Origin of the sequence: Escherichia sp. HH26CH (assembly GCF_009820205.1) — a bacterium.
Taxonomy (GTDB): domain Bacteria; phylum Pseudomonadota; class Gammaproteobacteria; order Enterobacterales; family Enterobacteriaceae; genus Escherichia; species Escherichia coli_F.
Genome location: NZ_VNXM01000051.1, coordinates 1 through 13,889, shown reverse-complemented (window position 1 = coordinate 13,889; position 13,889 = coordinate 1). Strand labels below are relative to the sequence as shown.

At 51.5% G+C, this 13,889-nt stretch carries 15 protein-coding genes and 1 other annotated feature; of the genes, 4 read left to right on the top strand and 11 right to left on the bottom strand.

All coding sequences use genetic code 11. The annotated features are described in order from the left end of the window. Positions 1-60: 60 nt before the first annotated feature. Entirely contained in the window at positions 61-777 is a 717-nt protein-coding gene (locus tag FQ015_RS16810; protein WP_160524291.1) for a GntR family transcriptional regulator, read from the top strand. On the opposite strand, the gene FQ015_RS16805 is transcribed toward FQ015_RS16810, so the two are convergent. The 3 genes from FQ015_RS16805 to ibpA all read right to left on the bottom strand — a co-directional run bounded on the left by FQ015_RS16805 (position 774) and on the right by ibpA (position 3,584). Next, positions 774-2,435 carry a putative transporter gene (locus tag FQ015_RS16805; protein ID WP_025731828.1) on the bottom strand — a complete coding sequence of 554 codons (1,662 nt, stop codon included), beginning with the start codon at positions 2,433-2,435 and terminating at the stop codon, positions 774-776. The genes FQ015_RS16810 and FQ015_RS16805 overlap by 4 nt on opposite strands. A 195-nt stretch (positions 2,436-2,630) precedes the next feature. Further along, on the bottom strand, positions 2,631-3,059 hold the full coding sequence (ibpB, locus tag FQ015_RS16800; protein WP_001243431.1) for a small heat shock chaperone IbpB: 429 nt from the start codon (positions 3,057-3,059) through the stop codon (positions 2,631-2,633). A 111-nt stretch (positions 3,060-3,170) separates the two neighbouring features. Next, positions 3,171-3,584, bottom strand: coding sequence for a small heat shock chaperone IbpA (ibpA, locus tag FQ015_RS16795; protein WP_001243437.1), 414 nt, complete (start codon positions 3,582-3,584; stop codon positions 3,171-3,173). Beyond that, positions 3,578-3,650: a sequence feature (ROSE (Repression Of Heat Shock gene Expression) occurs in the 5'-region of heat shock genes and acts as an RNA thermometer to modulate expression.), on the bottom strand. It overlaps the preceding gene by 7 nt. Positions 3,651-3,889: 239 nt before the next feature. On the opposite strand from ibpA, the gene FQ015_RS16790 reads away from it, so the two are divergent. Continuing rightward, positions 3,890-4,222, top strand: coding sequence for a YceK/YidQ family lipoprotein (locus FQ015_RS16790; protein ID WP_000620888.1), 333 nt, complete (start codon positions 3,890-3,892; stop codon positions 4,220-4,222). 1 nt (position 4,223) lies between these two features. Here the strand turns inward: FQ015_RS16790 and FQ015_RS16785 are convergent, their stop codons facing one another. After that, a complete protein-coding gene (locus FQ015_RS16785; protein WP_202385128.1) occupies positions 4,224-5,438 on the bottom strand; it encodes a DUF3748 domain-containing protein in 1,215 nt (404 codons plus the stop codon). Positions 5,439-5,538: 100 nt separating this feature from the next. On the opposite strand from FQ015_RS16785, the gene cbrA reads away from it, so the two are divergent. Further along, positions 5,539-6,639, top strand: coding sequence for a colicin M resistance lipid reductase CbrA (gene cbrA / locus FQ015_RS16780; RefSeq protein ID WP_105278468.1), 1,101 nt, complete (start codon positions 5,539-5,541; stop codon positions 6,637-6,639). On the opposite strand, the gene FQ015_RS16775 is transcribed toward cbrA, so the two are convergent. The 5 genes from FQ015_RS16775 to dgoR form a co-directional block, all read right to left on the bottom strand. Beyond that, positions 6,600-7,937, bottom strand: coding sequence for an MFS transporter (locus tag FQ015_RS16775; RefSeq protein WP_000253459.1), 1,338 nt, complete (start codon positions 7,935-7,937; stop codon positions 6,600-6,602). The genes cbrA and FQ015_RS16775 overlap by 40 nt on opposite strands. A 74-nt stretch (positions 7,938-8,011) precedes the next feature. Next, positions 8,012-9,160 carry a galactonate dehydratase gene (gene dgoD / locus FQ015_RS16770; RefSeq protein WP_000705257.1) on the bottom strand — a complete coding sequence of 383 codons (1,149 nt, stop codon included), beginning with the start codon at positions 9,158-9,160 and terminating at the stop codon, positions 8,012-8,014. After that, a complete protein-coding gene (dgoA, locus tag FQ015_RS16765; protein ID WP_039020318.1) occupies positions 9,157-9,774 on the bottom strand; it encodes a 2-dehydro-3-deoxy-6-phosphogalactonate aldolase in 618 nt (205 codons plus the stop codon). The genes dgoD and dgoA overlap by 4 nt, the downstream gene beginning before the upstream one ends. After that, positions 9,758-10,636 (bottom strand): 2-dehydro-3-deoxygalactonokinase, encoded by an 879-nt coding sequence (gene dgoK / locus FQ015_RS16760; protein WP_039020319.1) that lies wholly within the window; start codon positions 10,634-10,636, stop codon positions 9,758-9,760. The genes dgoA and dgoK overlap by 17 nt, the downstream gene beginning before the upstream one ends. Next, a complete protein-coding gene (gene dgoR, locus FQ015_RS16755; protein ID WP_000174305.1) occupies positions 10,633-11,322 on the bottom strand; it encodes a D-galactonate utilization transcriptional regulator DgoR in 690 nt (229 codons plus the stop codon). Before dgoR ends, dgoK begins: the two co-directional genes overlap by 4 nt. Positions 11,323-11,599: 277 nt before the next feature. On the opposite strand from dgoR, the gene FQ015_RS16750 reads away from it, so the two are divergent. Then, positions 11,600-12,256: a hypothetical protein gene (locus tag FQ015_RS16750; RefSeq protein WP_039020320.1), complete on the top strand. Its 657-nt coding sequence runs from the start codon at positions 11,600-11,602 to the stop codon at positions 12,254-12,256. A 43-nt stretch (positions 12,257-12,299) separates the two neighbouring features. On the opposite strand, the gene yidA is transcribed toward FQ015_RS16750, so the two are convergent. Continuing rightward, positions 12,300-13,112 (bottom strand): sugar-phosphatase, encoded by an 813-nt coding sequence (gene yidA, locus FQ015_RS16745; RefSeq protein WP_000985560.1) that lies wholly within the window; start codon positions 13,110-13,112, stop codon positions 12,300-12,302. Between the two features lie 114 nt (positions 13,113-13,226). Further along, positions 13,227-13,625: a YidB family protein gene (locus FQ015_RS16740; protein ID WP_001318139.1), complete on the bottom strand. Its 399-nt coding sequence runs from the start codon at positions 13,623-13,625 to the stop codon at positions 13,227-13,229. Positions 13,626-13,889 lie beyond the last annotated feature (264 nt).

Here is a 13,889-nt window from a genome sequence, read left to right as displayed (position 1 = left end):
CGATTAAGCAGAACTTGTGGGCGCATTACCCGGGCTTGCAGGCAAAAAAGAGATCTAGAGATGATCTACAAAAGCATTGCGGAGCGGTTAAGAATTCGACTTAATTCCGCAGATTTCACGCTAAACAGCCCTCTTCCCGGTGAAAAAAAGCTGGCGGAAGAGTTTGCGGTATCGCGGATGACCATCCGTAAAGCCATTGATCTGCTGGTAGCGTGGGGGTTGGTGGTCCGCCGCCACGGCAGCGGTACTTATCTGGTGCGCAAAGATGTACTGCATCAAACTGCCAGCCTGACCGGGCTGGTGGAGGTGTTAAAACGCCAGGGGAAAACGGTCACCAGCCAGGTGCTAATATTTGAAATCATGCCTGCGCCTCCGGCCATTGCCAGCCAATTACGGATTCAAATCAACGAGCAGATCTACTTCTCCCGTCGCGTTCGTTTTGTGGAAGGGAAACCGCTGATGCTGGAAGACAGCTATATGCCGGTAAAACTGTTCCGCAACCTATCGCTGCAACATCTGGAAGGGTCGAAGTTTGAATATATTGAACAAGAGTGCGGGATTCTGATTGGCGGTAATTATGAAAGCCTGACGCCGGTGCTCGCCGATAGACTACTGGCGCGGCAAATGAAGGTAGCGGAACACACGCCACTGCTGCGGATCACCTCGTTGTCATATAGCGAGAGCGGGGAGTTTTTGAATTATTCAGTAATGTTCAGAAATGCCAACGAATACCAGGTGGAGTACCATTTACGGCGACTCCACCCGGAAAAGAGTTAACCGATACTCCAGAAGAGCACCGCCAGTAATTGTGGGGTGATAATGCGCAGGAACATCACCAACGGATAGACAGTGGCATAAGAGAGTGCCGCCGCACCGCTGGTTGGATGAAGATTATTAGCAAATGCCAGCGCCGGAGGATCGGTCATGGAGCCAGCCAGCATCCCGCACATGGTCAGGTAATTCATTTTGGCTAACATCCGCGCCAGAATGCCGACCGTAATCAGCGGAACGGCGGTGATGAGAGCACCATAACCAATCCAGCTTAGCCCTTCGCCATTGATCAGTGTATTGACAAAATCCCCACCGGATTTCAGACCTACTACCGAGAGGAACAACACGATCCCCAACTCCCGCAGCGCGAGGTTGGCGCTTGGCGGCATAAACCAGTACAGCTTACCGATACTGCCGATACGCCCGAGGATCAACGCCATAATCAGCGGACCGCCCGCCAGTCCCAGTTTCAACGCCGCCGGGAATCCCGGCACAAAGACGGGAATAGAACCTAATAATACGCCAAGCCCGATACCAATAAACACCGGCAGCATCTGAACCTGTTGCAGTTTCTGCTGCGCATTCCCCAGCACATTAGCAACGGCATCAATTGCGGACGGACGCCCCACCAGGTTGAGGATATCGCCGAACTGCAGGCTGATATCACCACTGGCGACCAGTTCGACCCCGGCACGGTTCAGACGCGAGATAACAACGTCATAGCGTTCTTTAAAGTGCAGATCGCGAATACGCTTACCAAGCACGTTTTCATTGGTGACCACCACACGCTCGACGCGTAAATCAGTGCCTTTCGTGGACAGCGAGGTATCGACCTCCTGACCAATCACCAGTTGCGCATTATGTAAATCCGCTGGCTGCCCCACCAGATGCAGCAAATCGCCCAGTTGGATAATAGTATCTGGCGAAGGTACTTTTAGGGTTTCTTCTCGTTTCAGACGCGAACAGATAATTTTGTCCCCGTTGAGAATCGGTACATCTTTAATGGCTAAATCATGCAGGTTAGGGTTCTCAACGCGAATATTGATAGTCTTGATCAGCGCACCGCCATTGGTGCGTGAAGACTCGTGCTGCTGAGCTTCTGTCTCGACATTGACGCGGAAAATAACCCGCAACATCCACATGGTGAACAAGATCCCGCAAATGCCAAATGGATACGCCATCGCGTAGCTCATCCCCATCTGATCGACCATTTCCATTGGTGTACCCAGGTCGCGCAAGATCTGCTGCCCCGCCCCCAGCGCTGGCGTATTGGTCACCGCACCGGAGAAAATCCCCAGCACGACCGGCAGTGGAATATCAAACAGCTTATGCAGGATGGCGGTAACCAGACCACCGATGATGACAATCAAAACAGCAAACAAGTTGAGGCGTAATCCGGAGACGCGCAATGAAGCAAAGAAGCCCGGCCCCACCTGAATACCGATGGTATAAACGAACAGGATCAGGCCAAATTCCTGAATAACATGCAGCATATCGCTACTTAATGTCATCCCCGCCTGAGAAACAAAATGGCCGACGATGATCCCACCAAACAGCACGCCGCCAATACCTAATCCTATGCCGCGAAATTTGACGTTGCCGATAAACAAACCGACGACTGCCACCAAAGCCAGAATACTGACCGTTAATGCTATATCACTCATCGTCCATTTCTCTTGAGATAACATTTTAATTGCTACGGATTATGGCTGAATCGGTGAAGCAGATTTGCCTTATAGCGCACATTATCACGGGAAAGAACGTGCCGAAATATCTTAAACAGGCGAAAATTAACGCATTGTTGAAGAAGAAAGACAAAAAAAGCCCCACCAGAATGGTGGGGCAAAGAGAATAGCTAGTTAGCTATTTAACGCGGGACGTTCGCTGATAGCGATACGCTGCGCTGCGATGGGTTCAGGCTCATTACGAATTAAATCAATATGCAGTAAACCGTTTACGAAGGTTGCACCAGAGACTTCCATATTTTCAGCCAGCGTAAAGCTCAGGCTAAATGGCTGATTCATAAGCCCTTGATGCAGCCATTTTTTCTCTTCTTTTGGCTGCTCCGGCGTGCCTTTTACGCTCAGGCGCGTACCTTCCAGTTGAATCTCTAAATCTTCCTGACGAAAACCTGCCAGCGCAAGGGTAATGCGGTAGTGGTTATCGTCGCTTTTTTCAATGTTGTACGGCGGGAAGCTCTGGCTTTCACCGGCGTTTTGCAGTGCGTTGGCCAGTTTGTCAAAACCGATCCATTGACGCATCAGTGGGGATAAATCGAAGTTACGCATAGTCATTTCTCCTTCTAAGAAGCGAGTAAATACCTGCAAATCCGAAGATTCGCATATGCTCCCTGACGGCGAGCATGGAGATGTCAGGCCGCGCCAGGCGGCCTTAGGGAATTAGTTGATTTCGATACGGCGCGGTTTTTTCGCTTCCGGAATCACACGTTCGAGATCGATATACAGCAAACCATTTACCAGGTTAGCACCACGAACATGAATGTTCTCAGCTAACTGGAATTTACGTTCAAAGTTGCGTTCAGCGATGCCCTGGTACAGATAGGTGCGCTCTTTTTGTTCGTCGGCATGAGCACCTTTCACCACCAACAGATTATCCTGGGCGGTAATCTCCAGTTCGCTCTCAGCAAAACCAGCCACAGCGATAGCAATGCGGTAATGGTTTTCGTCTACCAGTTCAACGTTATACGGAGGGTAGCCGCCATTACTCTGGCTCTGGTTGTTTTCTAAGTGGTTAAACAAACGGTCAAATCCAATAGCAGAACGGTAAAGCGGGGATAAATCAAAGTTACGCATAATCAATAGCTCCTGAAATCAGCGAGAATGTAAGACCTTCCACAATGGACAGGTCAGGTAGCCAGAACACCCATCAGGCGCGTCCTCATCGGCTACGATGTAAAAATGGGTCTGGAAATGAACTTTTCAAGCCTTATCAGCGGACTTTTTTTTGCAGTTTATGGTCTATTGCATAGACTGAGGGGGCAGCACGAAACGTTAAAGTGCGATAGCCGCCACAGTGCGACGTAATGATGATGTTATTTTCAGCAAGGGATCGCTATAACTCATCAGGCCAACACCCACGATCAACAGATGAATTTATTATGATAAGAAATGTGTTGTTAGCGTTCATGATATGCAGCGGAATGACATTACTCGGAGGATGCTCCAGCGTGATGTCCCATACCGGGGGAAAAGAAGGAACGTATCCCGGCACCCGCGCCAGCGCCACCATGATCGGCGACGATGAAACCAACTGGGGCACTAAGTCGTTGGCGATCCTCGATATGCCGTTTACCGCTGTGATGGACACGCTTTTACTGCCGTGGGATGTGTTCCGCAAAGACAGCTCGGTGCGCTCACGCGTTGAAAAAAGCGAAGCCAACGCGCAAGCCACCAATGCGGTTATTCCACCGGCCAGAATGCCTGATAACTGATTTAGCGATCAGTTTCGGTGATCCACAGCTGGCCGCCTTCCATCCACGCCAGCCATCGACCATCCGGCGAGAAGACCACGGCGTCCGCAGAAGGTGGATTGGCGTGGTTTTCGGTTAAATACTCAACCTCGCCGCTTTGCGCATGGGCGCAAGCAATTCGATTATCCAGCACAAAGCCCAACCATTCTCCTGACGGATGCCAGTTAAATGCAGACTGAATATCCGTTTTGTTATGGGTTAACTGGCGCGGCTCGCCGCCCTGTGGCGAGATAAGCCACAGTTGCACAATGCCGTTATCATCACGCATTAAAAACGCGATTTGCGTCCCCTGCGGATTACAGCGCACCCAGTGGCGCGGGACGTTGACTAACCCCGGATAAGCCCGATGGTGGGTAAAGGTTAAACGTCGCTGCACGACGCCACGCGGTGGCGCGGGCAGGGTTGTTTCCGTTCCACTTAACGGCGCATCACCTGCTGCTTTCCAGCCAGCTTCATCTTGCGGTAACTCAACGATAAACAGCTCCGGCACTTTCTCGCCCTTTGGCGAAAGTGTGTCGCCAATAAACGCCAACGCGTGATTTCCTACCCATCCTTCTTCATAAGCACGATTGATTTCATTACTGCCAGGCTGCGGCGTGGGCGTTGTTTTACTCACCAGTACGCACCAGTGGCTACCGCTGTATTCACGCGGATGCTGCTTTTGTACGTTGACCGGGCCAAACGGTGCAGCAACACCGACATTTCGCAAATCCAGCGCCGGATCGCGTTCATGCATTACATGGTCGTTATAGGTAAAGCTCACCCTTTCACCGTTCGGGCTAAAGACATGCACATGGCTGCCGCCGCGCAGCGCTCCTTGCGTATACGGCGCGGTAATATCCATTGCATCGAGATTGCTCACCTTGCCGCCTTCAGCAATCACTCCGCGTCGATGATGGAAATCGTAATACCATGTTTCATCAGGATTTTCCGGGCCGTGAATGAAGACATATTTTTCTGACTTCGGATGAACGGTCACCACGCCGACGTGTGCGCCCTGTGACGCACGGTAGATAACCTCGACCTCGCCGGTATGGATATTCACGCGCTCAATGGTCTCACCGGTAAACGACGCCCCAGAAGGACGCACGTCAAATACCAGCCACTGGCTGTCGGGCGTCCAGGTATTGGTATTGGTGAGCAGGTGATTACGGGGAGCAAAGGTTATCTGTTTCATGGCGCGGTCCTGATACAAAACGGTTTCCGCCATCATACTTCACAAGGACTTCACTTTCAGACAATAGTCTTTTGCCATCGTAATGAATGTGAGTGAAAAGATGGAACATTTCGACGTGGCGATTATTGGCCTCGGCCCGGCAGGTTCGGCGTTGGCGCGAAAGTTAGCCAGCAAAATGCAGGTGATCGCGCTGGATAAAAAGCACCAGCATGGTACTGAAGGTTTCAGCAAGCCTTGTGGCGGTCTGCTGGCACCGGACGCGCAGCGATCTTTTATTCGCGATGGACTGACGCTTCCTGTCGATGTGATCGCCAATCCGCAGATTTTCAGCGTCAAAACCGTCGACGTCGCCGCATCGCTTACACGTAACTACCAGCGAAGCTATATCAATATTAATCGCCATGCTTTCGACTTATGGATGAAATCGCTCATTCCCACCAGCGTTGAGGTTTACCACGATAGCCTGTGCCGGAAAATCTGGCATGAGGATGATAAATGGCATGTCATTTTTCGCGCAGACGGCTGGGAGCAACACATTACCGCCCGCTATCTGGTCGGTGCCGATGGTGCCAACTCGATGGTGCGGCGACATCTCTACCCGAACCATCAAATTCGTAAATATGTCGCTATCCAGCAGTGGTTCGCAGAGAAACATCCGGTACCGTTCTACTCCTGCATCTTTGATAATGCGATAACTGACTGTTACTCATGGAGTATCAGCAAAGACGGTTATTTTATCTTTGGCGGTGCCTATCCAATGAAAGACGGCCAGGCGCGCTTCACGGCGCTAAAAGAGAAAATGAGCGCCTTTCAGTTCCAGTTTGGTAAGGCGGTAAAAAGCGAAAAATGCACGGTGCTGTTTCCCTCACGCTGGCAGGATTTTGTCTGCGGTAAGGACAACGCCTTTCTGATTGGTGAAGCGGCGGGATTTATCAGCGCCAGCTCACTGGAGGGGATTAGCTATGCGCTGGATAGCGCAGAGATTCTGCGTTCGGTGTTACTCAAGCAACCGGAGAAGAGCAACGCCGCCTACTGGCGCGCCACCCGCACACTGCGTTTAAAACTCTTCAGCAAAATAGTAAAAAGCCAATGCCTGACCGCACCGGCTTTACGAAAGTGGATTATGCGCAGTGGTGTGGCGCATATTCCACAGTTTAAAGATTATCCAACGCGCTTCACATCGCCCACCAGCAGGATGTAAGAGAGCGCGCCAATCAACGCGACGGCGGAGATATAAACCAGTGCAGGCGCGAAACCGTAACCCTGCGCCAGGTACCCTACCACCAGCGGAACGGTGATGCCGCCCAGACCACCGGCGAAGTTAAACACGCCGCCGGTTAAACCAATCAGCCGCATCGGTGCCAGAGAAGAGACTAACGACCAGGTAATCGAAGCAAAACCGTTGCCGAAGAATGCCAGCGCCATCAGGCACATAATCATCATCGGATCGTTGGTGTAGTTAGCACCCATAATGCAGGTGGAGATCAGCAAACCGCAGATAATCGGCGTTTTACGCGCAAAGCCCAGTGAAAAGCCCTTACGTACCAGCAGATCCGCGACCCAGCCTGAGAGCAGGACGCCAACAAACGCCGCAAGGAATGGCACCGTGGTCATAAAGCCCGCTTTCAGCGCTGTGATTCCTTTTTCCTGGGTTAAATAGTTCGGGAACCAGGTTAAGAAGAACCACAGTGTAGAAGCCACCGCAAATTGCCCAAGATAGACGCCGATCAGTTTACGATGGAACACCAGTTTCCAGTCTTTGGCTGTTAGCGGCTGACGCGACTCTTTTTTCACTGGCGCATCGCCATCCACCAGACCGCCGCCGTCACGAATGTAATCCAGTTCAGCTTTGCTAATGCCTTTGGTCAGGCGCGGCGGCTGATAAACCTTAAACCAAATCAGCGACCAGATAATGCCGATACCGCCGGTGACAATGAACACCCAGTGCCAGCTCAACATTTCCTGAATCCAGATCAGCAGCGGAGTCAGAAACGCCAGACCGACAAACTGACCAGACGTATAAAAACCCACGGCAGAAGCGCGTTCATGTTCCGGGAACCAGCTGGTCACCATTCGGTTATTGGTCGGGAACGCGGGCGCTTCGAAAATACCGGTTATCGCGCGCAGACCAATTAATGACATTAAGCCCGTGGCAAAGCCCTGGAATAACGTCGCCACTGACCAGCCAAATATCGCAATAAAATAAGTCACGCGTGAACCTACGCGATCTAAAAACCAACCGCCGGGGATCTGGCATAAGGTATATAGCCAGGCGAAGGCCGAAAATACATAGCCCATTTCCGCTTTGGTAATGCCGAACTCTTCCTGAATATGGGCGGAAGCCACGGCAAGGTTAGCGCGGTCGACATAACAAATGACCACCGTAATAAAGATCATCACCAGCGTCAGATAACGCCGACGCCCCGGTTTTGCTGCATTAACGGGAATATCCATAGCGAGCTTTCTCCAGATTTTGGGCATAGCGAAGCCGCTCACCATGCCCTGTAATGTACAGAGGGTTATATTTTTGTATTGCTGTTTTAGTGCCCGATGAGGGGCTTACGTGGCAGGAATTACCACTCTGCTACGCTGTTATCTTCATGACGCCAGAGCGGATTACGCCAGTCCGGGGCATTTTTACTGAACTCAATAACTTTGGCTTCGTCGATTTCCACGCCTAAGCCCGGTTTCGTTAATGGTTTAAAGAAGCCGCCGACCATGCTGAAGTCTTCTTTATTTTTCACAAAGTCGAGTAACTCCGCGCCTTTGTTGTAGTGAATGCCCATACTTTGTTCCTGAAGTACCGCGTTATAGGAAACAAAGTCGATATGCAGGCAAGCCGCCAGTGCAATCGGGCCGAGCGGACAGTGCGGCGCAAGGGTCACGTCATAGGCTTCCGCCATTCCGGCAATTTTGTAGCATTCGGTAATACCGCCTGCGTGGGAGAGATCCGGTTGCAGAATCGAAATACCGCCCGCCTCCAGCACGCGTTTAAAATCGAAGCGTGAGAACATGCGCTCACCCGCCGCCAGTGGAATATGCGTTTGTGCCGCCAGTTTCGGGTAGTATTCGGCTTGTTCCGCCAGCACCGGTTCTTCAATAAACAGAGGGCGATACGGTTCCAGTTCTTTAATCAGCACTTTCGCCATCGGCGCGCTGACGCGACCGTGGAAATCAAGACCAAACTCAATCTGATTGCCAAAAGCTTCACGAATTTGTGCCACGGTGTTGACCGCCGCATCTACCGCGCGGGAGTTATCAATCAATCCCAGTTCTTCACAACCGTTCAGTTTGAAGGTATCGAAGCCGATTTCGCGTAGCGTTTTAATGCCGTCGATAACATCCGCCGGACGATCGCCACCGACCCAACTGTAGGCTTTAATTTTGTCGCGAACCAGGCCACCCATCAATTGCCAGACCGGCGCATTCAGCACTTTACCTTTGATATCCCATAACGCCTGGTCGATCCCGGCGATGGCGCTCATCAGAATCGGACCGCCACGATAAAATCCGGCGCGATACATCACTTGCCATAAGTCATTGATGCGCGATGGATCCTGACCAATCAAATAGTCACCCAGCTCGTGAACTGCCGCTTCCACCGTGCGGGCGCGGCCTTCGATCACGGGCTCGCCCCAACCGACCACGCCTTCATCAGTTTCAATTTTCAGGAACATCCAGCGGGGAGGTAAACGATACGTAGTAATGTTGGTGATTTTCATTGCACTGCCTCTCGATACGCCTTAACAAATGCTGCTGCCTGCTGCACGGTGCGTTCTACTGATTGCCCGGCGCGATAGAGATCGCTGCCTAAGCCCGCCCCTGCACAACCTGCGTCTATCCACTGCGCCAGGTTTTCTGGCGTCACACCGCCTACGGCAAAGACCGGGATGTCCTGCGGTAATACCGCTTTTAACGCTTTGATGTATTGCGGCCCAAAAGCCGATGACGGGAATATTTTCAGCGCCTGCGCGCCCGCGTCGATCGCGGTAAAGGCTTCTGTCGCCGTCGCGCAGCCGGGGCAAACGGTCATGCCATAGCCCACCGCGCGGCGGATCACTTCACTATGGATATTGGGCGTAACGATGAGCTGGCAGCCCATCCTGGCGAGCGCATCGACCTGTTCAGGTTTCAGTACCGTACCTGCGCCAATCAACGCCTTGTCGCCATACGCATCAACGATGGCGGGAATGCTTTGTTCCCATTGTGGGGAATTCAGAGGGATTTCAACCGCGTCGAACCCAGCGTCAATCACCGCGCCAACATGCGCCAGCGCCTCGTCGGGCGTAATACCGCGCAAAATGGCGATCAGCGGGAGTTTAGTTTGCCACTGCATGAGCGATGCTCCTTATACCAGCCTGAAATGCCGTGTCGCCCGCCACCGCCGTCACCTCGCAACCCATCGACTGAAAGGCTTGCTGGTAGCGTGCAGTCAGCGATGTTCCGGCGACAAGGGTGATGGCGTGTTGATGGGCCACGTAGTCGCGCATACTGGCGACCTCTGCGCCAATCAACAATCCAGAGAGAAATTCGCTGACCTGTTCACGGGGAAGTGTTCCCAGCACATGCGAGGCACGAACTTCAAAAAGCTGCGGCAATATGGCGGGCGCATTGAGACCACGCTCAAGGCCAGCCGCGAAGGCATCGGCAGAGTTTTCCTGCGGCGGTAAACCTGCGCCAATCAATGAGTGATTTAACAGTAAATGATGTAATTCACCGGTCATCACGGTGCGAAAATCGTTGATTTGCTGGCTATCGGCCTGCACCCATTTGCAATGCGTACCGGGCATGACATAAAGAGAGGAAGGAGCCAGAGCACGCGCACCGATCAATTGTGTTTCTTCGCCGCGCATCACATTGTGGTTATCATCATGAGAAACGCATAATCCGGGAATAATCCAGATATTGTCGCCAACAGACGTTAATTGTTCGCCAATAGACGAAAAACGGGCAGGAACAGATAAATACGGCGCAACTTTCCAGCCGACATTGCTGCCAACCATTCCTGCCATCACCACTGGCGTATTCTCTTCACGCCAGTCGGTCGTCACTTCTGCTAACACCGCAGCCGGAGATTTTCCGTTCAGACGCGTAACGCCTGCTTCTGATTGCCTGCTGTCCAGGCAGTGGTCGCCCTGATAAAGCCAGGCGCGCAGATTGGTCGATCCCCAGTCAATTGCGATGTAGCGAGCTGTCATGTGATTTCCTTTAACCTTCGTGTCGAGCTGGCGATCATGGTAAGCGCCGCCTGCTCTGCCGCATCGCCGTCCTGATGCCGTATCGCATCAAACAGCGCCTTATGTTCCTGGAGCGTTTGCGGCATGTTGGCCTCATCGCCCATCCAGGTTCGTTCAAAAACCGCCCGCTGTAATGAACTAATCGCAATGCTAAGTTGCTGTAACACCGGGTTATGCACTGATTGCAGTACCGCCTCGTGATAGCGAATATCCGCTTCGTTAAACGCTTCGCGGTCCTGATTGTTGGCGATCATCTCGTTCAGCGCTGATTCAATCTGCGCCAGATCGCTGGAAGTCGCGCGCTCTGCCGCCCAACGGGCAATCGCCGGTTCCACCAGATTTCGCACTTCGCTCATTGCACTGATAAGCCGTGGGTCGTAGTCGTTTTCCAGCACCCATTGCAGTACGTCAGTGTCGAGGTAATTCCACTGGTTACGCGGTGCCACAAACGCCCCGCGATAACGTTTCATTTCAATCAGCCGCTTCGCCATCAGCGAACGAAACACCTCACGGATGATGTTGCGCGAGGTTGCAAACTCCTCACAAAGTTCCGCTTCGGCCGGAAGCGGCGAGCCTGGCACGTATTTGCCGTGAACGATCTGTTTACCCAGCGTAATGACTATGCGATCGGTTTTATTGAGAGTCATGGAGAGTCCTTGTGCTCTGTATGTACTTCTCTACTTTACCCCGATCGATGCATAACGCGGCAATTTTGTAGTACCAGCGTGATGACGTTCGCGTTTGCCGTATGCGTAATGTAGTACAAAGTTATATTGTTGTACTACAATTTAGATCACAAAAAGAACAATGCATAAAAAAATGACATGCGTCGGGCAGAAATCTGAAAAGGGATATCAGGCGCTAAACAGGAGGGAAAGAAGAGTATGCTTTCAACGGCTTAGCTACTCGTTTAAAGGATTAGTCATGAAGTTGAATTTTAAGGGATTTTTTAAGGCTGCCGGTTTGTGTTCTTTGGCATTTGCGTTGACCGGATGTCTAACCGCAGGACTGCTTTTCAATACCGCAAGTCCGCCACATGCCGAGCAATGGCGGTCAGACTCGATTAAGGGGTTATCGCTGGCAGAGGATAGTAACGGTACGAAAGGCTATGTTTTTGTTGGTGAATCGTTGGACTATCTGTTGACCACGGGCGGCGGCGAGGTGGTTAAAATGCTGAACGATCCGGCAATTCATGGCGAAAGAATCACCGTTTCCGATAACGCGAAATTTATTTTAAGCAGCAGTGATACTAATTTTTCTGGTTCAATAATGCTCTATTACGACTGGGATAATGAGGAAGATAAAGCACTGGCGACACAATATGGTTTTATTTGTAATACCCAGCGTTGTACCTGGGCACTTGACGGCCTGAAAGGCTCTATCCACCAGAAAAATAAAAAAGCGGATTACTCAAACGTGATGGTTTTCCATCAACCCTTTACGGTGGGATTTTATAAGTACAAAGCAACTGATGGCGTTCCGCGCGGCCTCGCTAATGCGCTGCTACCAGTCACTCTTACGCTGGATATAGTAACGTCACCACTCCAGTTCCTGATTTTATGCACGACCAGAAATTGTTAATCGCTGCGGGCAAACGCATTTATGTAGTTTGCCCGCCCACTGATTAATTCAGCACATACTTCTCAATAGCAAACGCCACGCCATCTTCCAGGTTGGATTTGGTGACAAAGTTCGCCACTTCTTTCACCGAAGGAATAGCGTTATCCATTGCCACACCAACACCTGCATATTCAATCATTGCGATGTCGTTTTCCTGATCGCCAATCGCCATGACTTCTTCCGGCTTAATGCCTAACACGTCGGCCAGTGATTTCACACCCGTACCTTTGTTAACGCGTTTATCGAGGATTTCGAGGAAGTACGGCGCACTTTTCAGCACAGTGTATTTTTCTTTCACTTCCTGCGGAATACGCGCAATGGCCTGGTCGAGGATGGCGGGTTCATCAATCATCATCACTTTCAGGAACTGAGTATTGGGGTCCATTTTCTCCGCTTCGCAGAACACCAGCGGAATAGTGGCAACGAAAGATTCATGCACCGTGTAGTAGCTGATATCACGGTTGGCGGTGTACAGCGTGGTGCGGTCCAGGGCGTGGAAATGAGAACCGACTTCGCGAGAGAGTTTTTCCAGGAAACGGTAGTCTTCATAGCTCAGAGCGGTTTGCGCCACGGTGCTACCATCGGCGGCCTTCTGTACCAGCGCGCCGTTATAAGTAATGCAGTAATCGCCCGGCTGTTCCATATGCAGCTCTTTCAGGTAGTTGTGAACACCTGCATAAGGGCGACCCGTCGTTAGCACGACATTCACGCCACGGGCGCGAGCTGCGGCAATCGCGTTTTTAACAGCGGGTGAAATGGTGTGATCGGGCAGCAGAAGGGTGCCATCCATATCGATAGCAATGAGTTTGATAGCCATGAGTTCCCCAGGTAGATTGGTTCCTGACCCATGCTAACGCGATTCCGCTCAAAAATCAGTACAACACCCGAGGGAAAAGGGGGATGCAACGCGCGTTGCATGCTCCCCTTTTGCTTAGCGGAAGAGTTTCCCTTTCAGCAGTTCCATGCCTGCGGAAAGCAGATCGTTATTGGCTTGTGGTGACACTTCACCCTGCGGTGAGAGAGCATCAATAATCTTTGGCAGTTGCTCTGCCAGCAAGCTGGAAGCCGTACTGGTATCTACACCCAGTTTTTGCCCGAGATCGGACACCGCATTTGTGCCGAGCGCCGACTCCAGTTGCTCGCCACTCACCGGCTGATTGCCCTGTTGATTACTCAACCAGGTTGAGAGAATGGCACCTAAGCCGCCACTTTGCAGTTTTTCCAACAGCACCTGAATGCCGCCCTGTTCCTCAACCCAACTCAAAATAGCCTGATATTTCCCCGCATCGCCTTTCAGAAAGGCGCCGACAACATCATCAAAAAGCCCCATGATAATCACCTGTAAAGCGTTACGTGTTGACTCAAAAAGTATAGATCTGCGGAATGATAATTACGGATTGCAGAAATAAAAAGGGCGGAGATGATCTCCGCCCTTTTCTTATAGCTTCTTGCCGAATGCGGCGTTAACGTCTGATCCGGCCTACAAAATCATGCAAATTCAAAATATTGCAGGAGTCTCGTAGATACTGTTATGGCCTGCAAGTTTTTTTCTACCCCGGTTTCCCAGATTGCAGGCATGCCAGACACAGCGCCG

What these genes read in the sequence shown, in the direction of transcription:
- FQ015_RS16810 (WP_160524291.1), top strand. Translation starts at nt 61, where the DNA reads ATGATCTACAAAAGCATTGCGGAGCGGTTAAGAATTCGACTTAATTCC.
- FQ015_RS16805 (WP_025731828.1), bottom strand. Translation starts at nt 2,435, where the DNA reads ATGAGTGATATAGCATTAACGGTCAGTATTCTGGCTTTGGTGGCAGTC.
- ibpB (WP_001243431.1), bottom strand. Translation starts at nt 3,059, where the DNA reads ATGCGTAACTTCGATTTATCCCCACTGATGCGTCAATGGATCGGTTTT.
- ibpA (WP_001243437.1), bottom strand. Translation starts at nt 3,584, where the DNA reads ATGCGTAACTTTGATTTATCCCCGCTTTACCGTTCTGCTATTGGATTT.
- FQ015_RS16790 (WP_000620888.1), top strand. Translation starts at nt 3,890, where the DNA reads ATGATAAGAAATGTGTTGTTAGCGTTCATGATATGCAGCGGAATGACA.
- FQ015_RS16785 (WP_202385128.1), bottom strand. Translation starts at nt 5,438, where the DNA reads ATGAAACAGATAACCTTTGCTCCCCGTAATCACCTGCTCACCAATACC.
- cbrA (WP_105278468.1), top strand. Translation starts at nt 5,539, where the DNA reads ATGGAACATTTCGACGTGGCGATTATTGGCCTCGGCCCGGCAGGTTCG.
- FQ015_RS16775 (WP_000253459.1), bottom strand. Translation starts at nt 7,937, where the DNA reads ATGGTGAGCGGCTTCGCTATGCCCAAAATCTGGAGAAAGCTCGCTATG.
- dgoD (WP_000705257.1), bottom strand. Translation starts at nt 9,160, where the DNA reads ATGAAAATCACCAACATTACTACGTATCGTTTACCTCCCCGCTGGATG.
- dgoA (WP_039020318.1), bottom strand. Translation starts at nt 9,774, where the DNA reads ATGCAGTGGCAAACTAAACTCCCGCTGATCGCCATTTTGCGCGGTATT.
- dgoK (WP_039020319.1), bottom strand. Translation starts at nt 10,636, where the DNA reads ATGACAGCTCGCTACATCGCAATTGACTGGGGATCGACCAATCTGCGC.
- dgoR (WP_000174305.1), bottom strand. Translation starts at nt 11,322, where the DNA reads ATGACTCTCAATAAAACCGATCGCATAGTCATTACGCTGGGTAAACAG.
- FQ015_RS16750 (WP_039020320.1), top strand. Translation starts at nt 11,600, where the DNA reads ATGAAGTTGAATTTTAAGGGATTTTTTAAGGCTGCCGGTTTGTGTTCT.
- yidA (WP_000985560.1), bottom strand. Translation starts at nt 13,112, where the DNA reads ATGGCTATCAAACTCATTGCTATCGATATGGATGGCACCCTTCTGCTG.
- FQ015_RS16740 (WP_001318139.1), bottom strand. Translation starts at nt 13,625, where the DNA reads ATGGGGCTTTTTGATGATGTTGTCGGCGCCTTTCTGAAAGGCGATGCG.